Below are 10,230 nucleotides of genomic sequence, written 5' to 3' on the forward strand. Positions count from 1 at the left end.
GGAGGAGGAGGCCGCGGTCGCCCAGCGGGCGCTGAGCGTCGACCGCAGCCGCGGCTGGAGCCGTGGCGTGCGGCTGCGCAACTACTGGCGCACCGACCGGGTGCTCGCAGCGTTCCTGGTGCTGGCGTTCCACCCGCTGCTGGCGGCGTTCTCGGTGTGGTTCATCGACTGGATGCAGCGCCGCTGACCGGTCAGCGGCCGCCGAGCACCTCGCCGATGACCGGCAGCAGCGCGGCGAACGCCTGCCCCCGGTGGCTGATCGCGTCCTTCTCCGCCGGCTCCAGCTCCGCCGAGGTGACCGTCAGGCCCGCCGGCACGAACACCGGGTCGTAGCCGAACCCGTTGCCGCCCCGCGGCTCCCGGACGACCGTGCCCCGCCAGCGCCGCTCCAGCACGTGCTCGCCGCCGTCGGGCGTGACCAGCGCGGCGGCGCAGACGAACGCCGCGCCGCGCCGCTCGTCCGGCACGTCGGCCAGCTGCCCGAGGAGCAGGGCGGTGTTGGCCGGGTCGTCCCCGTGCCGGCCGGACCAGCGGGCGGACAGGATCCCCGGCATCCCGTTGAGCGCGTCGACGGTCAGCCCGGAGTCGTCGGCGACCGCGGGCAGCCCGGTGTACCGGACCGCCTCCCGCGCCTTGAGCAGCGCGTTCTCCTCGAACGTCGCCCCGGTCTCCGGCGCCTCGGGGTACTCCTCGACGTCACGCAGGCCGAGCACCTCGACCCCGGGGACGGCGGTGGCCAGCAGCCGCTGCAGCTCGGCGAGCTTGCCGGCGTTGCGGGTGGCGAGCAGCAGCCGGGTCACGCCGACAACGCCACCTGCTGGGCCAGGGTCAGCTCCGCGCAGCCGGCGACGGCCAGGTCGAGCAGCTCGTCGAGGGTGGCCCGGTCGAAGACGGCGCCCTCCGCCGTCCCCTGCACCTCGACGAAGCCGCCGGTACCGGTGCACACGACGTTCATGTCGGTGCCGGCGGTGACGTCCTCCTCGTAGGCGAGGTCGAGCCGCGGCTCGCCGTCGATGACGCCCACGCTGACCGCGGCCACCGAGTTCGGCAGCGGGGTCGCGCTGGCCAGCTTGCCGCGCTCCCCGAGCCAGCTCACCGCGTCGGCGAGGGCCACGTAGGCGCCGGTGATCGCTGCGGTGCGGGTGCCGCCGTCGGCCTGCAGGACGTCGCAGTCCAGCGCGATGCTGTTCTCCCCCAGCGCGGCCAGGTCGATGCTGGCCCGCAGGGAGCGGCCGATGAGCCGGCTGATCTCGTGGGTGCGGCCGCCGACCTTGCCCTTGACCGACTCGCGGTCGTTGCGGGTGTGGGTGGCCCGCGGGAGCATCGAGTACTCGGCGGTGACCCAGCCCAGCCCCGAGCCGCGGCGCCAGCGGGGCACGCCCTCGGTGACGCTGGCCGCGCAGAGCACGCGCGTGCGCCCGAACTCGACGAGCACCGAGCCCTCGGCGTGGTCGAGCCAGTTGCGGGTGATGGTCACCGGACGGAGCTGGTCGGCCGCGCGGCCGTCGGGGCGGGTCACGGGCACCGAGGGTAGTGAGGGCGGCGGCGCGACCTACCCGCGGTCCGGCTCCGCCAGGTCCTGGGTGGCGATCCAGCCCGGGGCGTCCAGCCGCACCGGAGCGGGCCCGACCAGGTCGGTCAGCCGGCGCTCGAGCTCGGCGAGCTGCTCGGCGCCGATCTGCCGAGCCCAGCGGTCCCGGAGCTCGTCGAAGACCTCCTCGCCCTCGCGCAGCATCGTGAACCCGCGCTCGGTCACCTGCAGCCGTTTGCGGCGCGCGTCGTCGGGGTCGACGTCCCGGCCGACGTACCCGCGCTCCTGCAGCACCGCGATCGTCTTCGCCGCCGCCTGCTTCGACACCGACAGGCGCCGGCCCAGCTCGGACGCGCTGTCCGCGCCTGCGGCGATGGCCCGAATGGCGAAGTCGTGCACCGGTCGCACGTCCTCGTAGCCGCGCCGGCCCATCTCGGCCTGCGCCTCGTCGACCAGCGCACGGAAGCCACCCAGCAGCAGGAGCGCCAGGTCGGCACCGGATCGGGACACCCGGCGATGGTAGCCAGCCGGTGGACATGGACAACCATGTTGTCTACCCTGACCGACAACCTGGTTGACCATCAAGGAGCCCGTCATGACCACAGCGCCCGCCACCCTCCCCGGCGTCACCCACCACCACTCGGCCGTCAACGGCACCCGGCTGCACCACGTCCAGGCCGGCGCCGACGGGTCCCCCGCCCTGCTGGTCCACGGCTTCCCCGAGAGCTGGTGGGCCTTCTCCCGGGTCATCCCTCCGCTGGCGGCCGGGCACCGCGTGCTCGCGGTCGACCTGCGCGGATTCGGTGAGTCCGCCCACGGGCCGGGCGAGCCCGACAGCGCCACCGCCGCCGAGGACCTGCACCAGCTCATCGCCCAGCTCGGCGTCGGGCCGGTGCACCTGGTGGGGCAGGACATCAGCGGGGCGACCGTCCTCCGGCTCGCGGCCACCCACCCGGCGGACGTGCGCAGCCTCACCGCCATCGAGATGGGGCTGCCGGGCTTCGGCCTGGAGGCGTTCGCCGACGTGACGCGCGGGGGCAGCTGGCACATCGGCGTCCTGGCCGCACCCGGGGTGCCCGAGCTGCTGCTGACCGGCCGGGAACGCGAGGTCATCGGCGGGTTCTTCGCGGCGCTGACCGCGACGCCGGGCGCGGTCACCGACGCCGACCTCGACGAGTTCGTGCGCACCTACGCCCAGCCCGGCGGCTTCCGCGGTGCCAGCGGCCTCTACCGGTCGATGCTGCGTGAGGGCGCGGAGATCGCCGCGCTGGCCGCCGCCCACCCGCTCGACGTCCCCGCCCTCGCCGTGGGCGCCGGGGCGGGCGAGTTCACCGCGACCACCCTGGCCCAGGTCGTCGCCGGCGACATCCGCTCCGTCGTGCTGGACGGCGTCGGCCACCACGTGGCCCTGGAGGCGCCGGACCCGCTGGCCACCGTGCTGCTGGACTTCTTCCGCGAGGTCGACGCGGACTGAGCGTCCCGGCTCGGCCCGGCGCCCGGTCGCCGGGCCGAGCCGGCCGATGTCATCGTGTGCGCATGCGATCAGAGCTGCGCGCGGTGCGCACCGGAGGTGTCCCGTCCGTCGTCGACCTCACCGACGAGTGCGCCGAGTTCGTCCGCGGCGAGGGCGACGGCCTGCTGCAGGTCTTCGTGCCGCACGCCACGGCGGGGATCGCGATCATCGAGACCGGCGCCGGCAGCGACGACGACCTGCTCGCCCAGCTCGACGAGCTGCTCCCCCGCGACGACCGCTGGCGGCACCGGCACGGCGCTCCCGGGCACGGCCGTGACCACGTGCTGCCGGCATTCGTCCCCCCGCACGCCACCGTGCCGGTGCTCGAGGGGCGGATGACCCTGGGCACCTGGCAGCGCATCTGCTTCGTCGACACCAACGTCGACAACCCCTCACGGCACGTGCGGTTCAGCTTCCTGGCCGGCTGAGGGGAAGCCGGGTTGGGCACCGCCGGTCGGGTGCGGCACGATCCCCCCATGACCGAGCCCGGCATCGACACGGCCCCCGTCCGCCTCGCGCCCGGCGACCCGGCGCCGGAGTTCACCCTCCCGGACGCCGACGGCACACCCGTCGCGCTGTCGTCCTTCCGGGGTCGGCGGGTCATCGTGTACTGCTACCCGGCCGCCCTCACCCCGGGCTGCACCACCCAGGCCGTCGACTTCACCGCCGCGGCCGGGGACCTGGCCGAGGCCGGGCTCGACATCATCGGCGTCTCCCCCGACGTCCCGGAGAAGCTGAGCCGGTTCCGGGAGCAGGAGGAGCTGTCGATCACGCTGGTCTCCGACCCGGAGAAGCAGGTGCTGACGGCCTACGGCGCCTACGGCCCGAAGAAGCTGTACGGCAAGGAGGTCGTCGGGGTCATCCGGTCGACCTTCGTCGTCGACGCGGACGGCCGGATCGAGAAGGCCGCCTACAACGTGAAGGCCACCGGGCACGTGGCGAAGCTGATGCGGGACCTCGGCATCGCCTGAGCCCGCCTCACCTGCTCCGGGCCGGTTGTCCAGGGGCTGGGACGGCGCTGGTCAGCCGGGCTCCGCTCGGGCAGGGTCGTGGCATGAGTGATCAGATCGGCGTCACCGGGCTCGCGGTCATGGGCGCCAACCTCGCCCGCAACCTCGCCCGGCACGGCCACCAGGTGGTGCTGCACAACCGCAGCAGGGGGCGCACCGACGCCCTCGTCGAGCAGTACGGCAGCGAGGGCGACTTCGTGCCGACCGGGTCGATGGCGGAGTTCGTCGGCGCGCTGCAGCGCCCGCGCAAGATCATCGTCATGGTGCAGGCGGGCGCGGCCACCGACGGCGTCATCGAGGAGATCGCCCCGCTGCTGGACGAGGGCGACGTGCTGATGGACGGCGGCAACGCCCTGTTCACCGACACGATCCGCCGCACCGAGGCGCTCACCGCCCGGGGCCTGCACTTCATGGGCACCGGGATCAGCGGTGGTGAGGAGGGCGCGCTCAACGGGCCGAGCATCATGCCCGGCGGCTCGAAGGAGGCCTACGCACTGGTCGGCCCGCTGCTGGAGTCGATCGCCGCCGTCGTCGACGGCGAGCCGTGCTGCACGCACATCGGGGCCAGCGGCGCCGGCCACTTCGTGAAGATGGTGCACAACGGCATCGAGTACGCCGACATGCAGCTCATCGCCGAGGCCTACGACCTGCTGCGCCAGGGGCTGGAGCTGACGCCGGCCGAGATCGGTGACGTCTTCGCCAGCTGGAACGAGGGCGACCTCGAGAGCTACCTGATCGAGATCACCGCGCAGGTGCTGCGGCACACCGACGCCGAGACCGGTGGGCCGTTCGTCGACATCGTGCTGGACGAGGCCGAGCAGAAGGGCACCGGTCGCTGGACGGTGCAGTCGGCGCTGGACCTGGGGGTGCCGGTCAGCGGCATCGCGGAGGCGGTCTTCGCCCGGGCGCTGTCCGGGCACCGCGAGCAGCGGCAGGCCGCGCAGCGGGTGCTGCCGGGGCCCGACCGCGAGTGGGACGAGCAGGTCGCTGACAAGGACGCCTTCATCGAGTCGGTGCGCCAGGCGCTGTACGCCTCGAAGGTGGTGGCCTACGCCCAGGGGTTCGACCAGATCACCCAGGGCGCCGACCAGCACGGCTGGGACATCGACCGGGCCGCACTGGCCAAGATCTGGCGCGGGGGCTGCATCATCCGGGCGCGCTTCCTGGACCGGATCAGCCAGGTCTTCACCGACGAGCCCGACGTCACCACGCTGCTGACCAACGACTACTTCCGCGGCGCGGTCAGCGAGGGTCAGGAGAGCTGGCGGCAGATCGTGGCGGGGGCGGCCCGGCACGGGGTGCCGGTGCCCGGCTTCGCCAGCGCGCTGGCCTACTACGACGGGCTGCGCGCCGAGCGGCTGCCCGCCGCGCTGATCCAAGGCCTGCGCGACCTCTTCGGCGCCCACACCTACCGGCGCACCGACCGCGAGGGCAACTTCCACACCATGTGGGGCGAGGACGGCCGCGAGGTGCAGACCAGCTGATCCGCGCATGACCGCCGGGCTCGCGCCCCGGTCGCCGGGCTCGTCCTGCAGGGCGAGCCCGGCACCTGCCCCGCGAGCCCGGCGTTCACTGCTCGGCCTCGGCCGCCTTCGCGCGGGCGCGCCGCTTGCCCTCGTGCATCGCGGCCACCCGGGCGACCGGGATGGTGTGCCCCTCGGCGACCAGGTCGGCGGGCAGCTGCTGCGGCTCCGGCAGCGCCGCCGCCCACGGGTCGCCGTCCCCGACCCGCTCCCGCGCGGTGCGCACGGTGACGTCCCCCGGCCGGACGTCGTCCAGCTCGTCCCAGCCCACCGGCGCCGAGACCGGCAGACCGGGCCGCACCCGCGGGCTGTAGGCCGCCGCCACCGTGCCCCGGCCCGAGCGGGTCGAGTCGACGAACACCCGGCCACCCCGCTCGGCCACCACGTAGGCGGTGGTCGCCAGCTCGGGGTCGAGGCGCTCGGCCCGGGCCGCCAGGGCCCGGGTGGCAGCGGCGACGTCCTCGGCCGGTGAGCCGTGCACCGGGACGACGACGTGCACCCCCGTCGACCCGCTCGTCTTCACCGCCGCCGTCAGGCCGGCCTCGGCGAGCGCGCGGCGGCACAGCCGGGCCGTGCGCACGACCACGTCGAACGGCGCGCCGTCGGGCGGGTCGAGGTCGAGCACCAGCCCGGTCGGCTGCTCCTCCCCCACCCGGCTGAACGGCACGTGGTACTCCACGGCGCGCTGGTTGGCCAGCCACAGCAGGGTGCGGCGGTCCTCGACCAGCACCTGGTGCACCTCGCGGTGGGCGCGGTCGGACCAGGTGGCCACCGTCCGCACCCACTCCGGCGCGCCCTTGGGCACGTCCCGCTGGATGAACGGAGCTGCTCCGGGCCGCACCCGCTTGATGGTCAGCGGCCGCCCGGCGAGCAGCGGGACGAGCCGGTCGGCGAAGGCGTCGAGGTGGTCGACCAGGTCGCGCTTGGTCACCTCGAGCCCGTCGCCCAGCGGGGAGTCCAGGCTGCTCAGCCGGACGCCGTCCCGTTCTTCGCTGGTGGCCACCCGGTCACCGTGCCGGGAGCCGCCCCGCGGGGCAACCGGTCAGGCCGCCCCGTCCTCAGATGTCGTGGACGGCGGCGTGCCGGGCGAGCTCGGCGGCCGGGAAGACCGATCGCGCGTCGGCCAGCTGCGCCTCGGCGTCCACCCAGGCGGGCACGTGCGTGACGAGCAGCCGGCCGACCCCGGCGGCGGCGGCGTGCTCGCCGGCCTGCCGGCCGGTCAGGTGCAGCCCGGGAGGCAGGTCGGGGACGTCGGGGTAGGCGGCCTCGGCCAGCAGCACGTCCGCCCCCCGGGCCAGCTCGACGACGGCGTCCGACGGGCCGGTGTCACCGGTGTAGACCAGCGATCGGCCACCGGCGGTCAACCGCACGGCGTAGCACTCGACCGGGTGGGCCGTCCGCACCGTCCGCACCTGGAACGGCCCGATCGACCAGCTGCCCGGGCCGACCGGGGTGACGTCGAAGACGTCGTCGATCGGCCCGCCGTCGGCGTCGTAGGCGGCCGCGAGCCGGCGGTCGGCGCCGACCGGTGCGTACAGCGGCACGGCACGGCCGTCGGAGCGACCCGAGTAGCGGTGCCACACGATGAAGGGCGCCGCGTCCAGGCAGTGGTCGGCGTGCAGGTGGCTGAGGTAGACGGCGTCGACCCGACCGGGGTCGATGAGCCCCTGCAGGGCGCCGAAGGACCCGCTGCCCAGGTCCAGCAGCAACGCGAACTCCTCGTGCTCCACCAGGTAGCACGAGGCAGGCGAGGACGGGCCCGGTGCGCTGCCGGAGCAGCCGACGACGGTCAGCCTCATGCCCCGGCCTCCGCACCCGCACGCAGGACGGCATCGACCTCGGGACCCAGGAACCGTCGGCCGAGCCGGGCGAAGGGCTCGGGGTCGCCGGTGGCGAGGAACCGGTGCACCGGCGGCGGGCCCTCGGGGTCGCGCAGCAGGTCGGTCCGGGTCAGCACCCGGTACACGTCCTTGGCCGTCTCCTCCGCGCTGGACACCAGCGTGACCTCCTCGCCCAGCACCAGCGACAGCACGCCGGTGAGCAACGGATAGTGCGTGCAGCCGAGCACGACGGTGTCGACCCCGGCCCCCAGCAGCGGGTCCAGGTAGGACTGCGCCAGCCCGACGAGCTGCCGGCCGCTGGTGATCCCGCGCTCGACGAAGTCGACGAAGCTGGGGCAGGCGGCGCTGGTGACGCTCAGCTGGGGGGCGGCGGCGAAGGCGTCCTCGTACGCGCCGCTCCGGACGGTGGCCTGGGTGGCGATGACGCCCACCCGCCCGTTCCGCGTCGCGGCGGTCGCCCGGCGGACCGCAGGGAGCACCACCTCCACCACCGGGACGTCGTAGCGCTCCCGTGCGTCGCCCAGGCAGGCGGCGCTGGCGGAGTTGCAGGCGATGACGAGCATCTTCACGCCGTCGGCGACCAGCTGGTCCATGGCCGCGAGCGAGTGCCGTCGGACGTCGGCGATCGGCCGGGGGCCGTACGGGCTGTGCGCGGTGTCGCCGAGGTAGCGGATTGCCTCGTGCGGCAGCTGGTCGAGGACGGCGCGGGCCACGGTGAGCCCACCGACCCCGGAGTCGAAGATCCCGATGGGGGCGTCGGCTCCCGATGTCGCAGTGCTCATGTCGGCAGCCAGGCTAACGGCCCGGTCGGACATCCCCTCGCGGCCGGGCCGAGACGCCGGTCACGACCCGGGCGCCGGTCAGGGGCGACGCAACAGCGCCGCGTCCGGGAGCAGCAGCCCGTCCCCGGTCCAGCGGGCGCCGGTCAGGTCCTGGACGACGGCGGGCGCATCGCTGGCCAGCGCCGTCCGGCCGATGCCCAGCACGGTGGCGCCGGCCGCCAGCCCCGCGCTGATTCCGCTCGGGCTGTCCTCGAGCACGATCACCTCGCCCGGGGGGACGCCGAGCCGGCTCGCCCCGGTCAGGTACGGCTCGGGGTGGGGCTTGCCCGAGACGACGTCCTCGGCGGTCACCACGACCTCGGGCACCGGGACACCGGCGGCCCACAGCCGCGCGGTGGCCAGCTCACGCACGCCGGAGGTCACCACGGCCCAGGGGACGTCGTCGAGCTGCGCGATGAGGTCCACGACGCCGGGGACGGCGAGCGTGCCGGCGACGTCCTCCAGCTCGTAGCGGGTGATCAGGGCGGTCGACCGCTCGACGTCCTCGGGCTTGACGAACACCGCCACTGTGTCGGCAGCCCGCCGGCCGGGCACCGCGGCCAGCACCTCGGCCGGGTCCAGCCCGGAGTCGACCGCCCAGCGTGACCAGGAGCGCACCACGCTGGGCTCGGAGTCGACCAGCACCCCGTCGTTGTCGAACAACAGCCCTTGCGCCGGGAGCAGCAGCCCGCTCATGCCCAGAGCTGCCCTTCGAGCGCGGCGCTGGCCTCCTCGAGCGTGCCGGCGTAGGCCCCGGTCGACAGGTACTTCCACCCGCCGTCACAGACGATGAAGACGATGTCGGCCTTGCGACCGGCCGCGACCTCCTTGTCGGCGATCCCGAGGGCCGCATGGAGGATCGCCCCGGTCGAGATGCCGGCGAAGATGCCCTCGCGCTCGACGAGCTGCCGGGTGCGGTGGATCGCGTCGTCCGGCCCGACGGAGAACCGGGAGTCCAGCAGGTCGGCGTCGTAGAGCTCGGGGATGAACCCCTCGTCGATGTTGCGCAGGCCGTAGACCAGCTCGCCGTAGCGCGGCTCGGCGGCGATCACCTGGACGTCGGGCTTCTTCTCCCGCAGGTACCGGGAGACGCCCATCAGCGTGCCGGTGGTGCCCAGCCCCGCCACGAAGTGGGTGATCGAGGGCATGTCGGCCAGGATCTCCGGGCCGGTGCCGGTGTAGTGCGCCTCGGCGTTGGCCGGGTTGCCGTACTGGTAGAGCATCACCCAGTCGTCGTGCTCGGCGGCCAGCCCCTTGGCCACGGCGACGGCCTGGTTGCTGCCCCCGGCGGCGGGTGAGCTGATGATCCGCGCGCCGTACATCTCCAGCAGCTGACGCCGCTCGATCGAGGTGTTCTCCGGCATCACGCAGATCAGCTGGTAGCCGCGCTGCCGGGCGACCATGGCCAGCGAGATGCCGGTGTTGCCGCTGGTGGGCTCCAGGATCGTGCTGCCCGGCTGCAGCCGCCCCTCCTTCTCCGCCGCCTCGATCATGGCGATGGCGGCCCGGTCCTTGATCGAACCGGTGGGGTTGTGGTCCTCGAGCTTGGCCCACAGCCGGACGTCCGGGGTGGGCGACAGCGCCGGCAGCCCCACCAGCGGGGTGTTGCCGAGCGAGTCGACGAGGGAGGCGAAGCGGGCCATGGCGGGTCTCCTGGAGTTGCGGTACCGGGCGGGGAGGCTCCGGGTCAGCAGCCGCCGGCGACGGCGGGGAGGATCGTGACCGAGTCGCCGTCCTTGACGGAGGTGTCGAGCGCACCGGTGAAGCGCACGTCCTCGTCGTTGACGTAGACGTTCACGAAGCGGTGCAGCTTGCCCTCGTTGGTGACCAGACGGCCCTTGATGCCGGGGTGCTGGCTGTCGATGTCGTCGACCAGCGCGCCGAGCGTGTCCCCGTTGCCCTGGACGGTCTTGTTGCCGCCGGTGTGGGTGCGCAGGATGGTCGGGATGCGGACCTCGATGGCCATGGGGGAACTCCTTCTCGCGGGGTGA

At 74.1% G+C, this 10,230-nt stretch carries 14 protein-coding genes; 5 read left to right on the plus strand and 9 right to left on the minus strand.

What is annotated here, in order from left to right; all coding sequences use genetic code 11:
• The coding region (locus G5C62_RS22730) for a hypothetical protein (protein WP_164702795.1) at positions 1–187 on the plus strand (187 nt) is incomplete at its 5' end.
• 4 nt (positions 188–191) lie between these two features.
• Here the strand turns inward: G5C62_RS22730 and rdgB are convergent.
• From rdgB to G5C62_RS22745, 3 genes are read right to left on the minus strand one after another with little or no spacing between them, the layout of a single operon-like run.
• Positions 192–800: an RdgB/HAM1 family non-canonical purine NTP pyrophosphatase gene (gene rdgB / locus G5C62_RS22735; RefSeq protein WP_164702796.1), complete on the minus strand. Its 609-nt coding sequence runs from the start codon at positions 798–800 to the stop codon at positions 192–194.
• The gene (gene rph / locus G5C62_RS22740; RefSeq protein WP_164702797.1) at positions 797–1,519 is read right to left on the minus strand and encodes a ribonuclease PH; all 723 of its coding nucleotides are present in this window, start codon (positions 1,517–1,519) and stop codon (positions 797–799) included. The genes rdgB and rph overlap by 4 nt, the downstream gene beginning before the upstream one ends.
• Before the next feature lie 33 nt (positions 1,520–1,552).
• On the minus strand, positions 1,553–2,041 hold the full coding sequence (locus G5C62_RS22745) for a MarR family winged helix-turn-helix transcriptional regulator (RefSeq protein WP_206330804.1): 489 nt from the start codon (positions 2,039–2,041) through the stop codon (positions 1,553–1,555).
• A gap of 85 nt (positions 2,042–2,126) precedes the next feature.
• Here G5C62_RS22745 and G5C62_RS22750 point away from each other — a divergent pair, with 85 nt between their 5' ends.
• The 4 genes from G5C62_RS22750 (at position 2,127) to gndA (ending at position 5,538) form a co-directional block, all read left to right on the plus strand.
• Positions 2,127–3,005: an alpha/beta fold hydrolase gene (locus G5C62_RS22750; protein WP_164702798.1), complete on the plus strand. Its 879-nt coding sequence runs from the start codon at positions 2,127–2,129 to the stop codon at positions 3,003–3,005.
• Positions 3,006–3,067: 62 nt separating this feature from the next.
• On the plus strand, positions 3,068–3,472 hold the full coding sequence (locus G5C62_RS22755; RefSeq protein ID WP_036333582.1) for a YjbQ family protein: 405 nt from the start codon (positions 3,068–3,070) through the stop codon (positions 3,470–3,472).
• 48 nt (positions 3,473–3,520) lie between these two features.
• Positions 3,521–4,015: a thioredoxin-dependent thiol peroxidase gene (gene bcp / locus G5C62_RS22760; protein ID WP_036333461.1), complete on the plus strand. Its 495-nt coding sequence runs from the start codon at positions 3,521–3,523 to the stop codon at positions 4,013–4,015.
• A gap of 83 nt (positions 4,016–4,098) precedes the next feature.
• The gene (gene gndA / locus G5C62_RS22765; protein WP_036333459.1) at positions 4,099–5,538 is read left to right on the plus strand and encodes an NADP-dependent phosphogluconate dehydrogenase; all 1,440 of its coding nucleotides are present in this window, start codon (positions 4,099–4,101) and stop codon (positions 5,536–5,538) included.
• 85 nt (positions 5,539–5,623) lie between these two features.
• Here gndA and G5C62_RS22770 read toward each other — a convergent pair whose 3' ends face one another.
• The 6 genes from G5C62_RS22770 to G5C62_RS22795 all read right to left on the minus strand — a co-directional run.
• Positions 5,624–6,580, minus strand: a complete 957-nt coding sequence (locus G5C62_RS22770) for a DNA polymerase domain-containing protein (protein ID WP_164702799.1) — start codon at positions 6,578–6,580, stop codon at positions 5,624–5,626.
• Between the two features lie 55 nt (positions 6,581–6,635).
• A complete protein-coding gene (locus G5C62_RS22775; RefSeq protein WP_164702800.1) occupies positions 6,636–7,376 on the minus strand; it encodes an MBL fold metallo-hydrolase in 741 nt (246 codons plus the stop codon).
• On the minus strand, positions 7,373–8,200 hold the full coding sequence (gene murI, locus G5C62_RS22780; RefSeq protein WP_036333451.1) for a glutamate racemase: 828 nt from the start codon (positions 8,198–8,200) through the stop codon (positions 7,373–7,375). Before murI ends, G5C62_RS22775 begins: the two co-directional genes overlap by 4 nt.
• 78 nt (positions 8,201–8,278) lie before the next feature.
• Positions 8,279–8,935 (minus strand): HAD-IA family hydrolase, encoded by a 657-nt coding sequence (locus G5C62_RS22785; protein WP_164702801.1) that lies wholly within the window; start codon positions 8,933–8,935, stop codon positions 8,279–8,281.
• Positions 8,932–9,882 (minus strand): PLP-dependent cysteine synthase family protein, encoded by a 951-nt coding sequence (locus G5C62_RS22790; RefSeq protein WP_164702802.1) that lies wholly within the window; start codon positions 9,880–9,882, stop codon positions 8,932–8,934. The genes G5C62_RS22785 and G5C62_RS22790 overlap by 4 nt, the downstream gene beginning before the upstream one ends.
• Before the next feature lie 44 nt (positions 9,883–9,926).
• A partial coding sequence (locus G5C62_RS22795) for a MoaD/ThiS family protein (RefSeq protein ID WP_277424817.1) occupies positions 9,927–10,230 on the minus strand: 304 nt, incomplete at its 5' end.

The sequence above is a fragment of the Modestobacter sp. KNN46-3 genome, assembly GCF_011039295.1.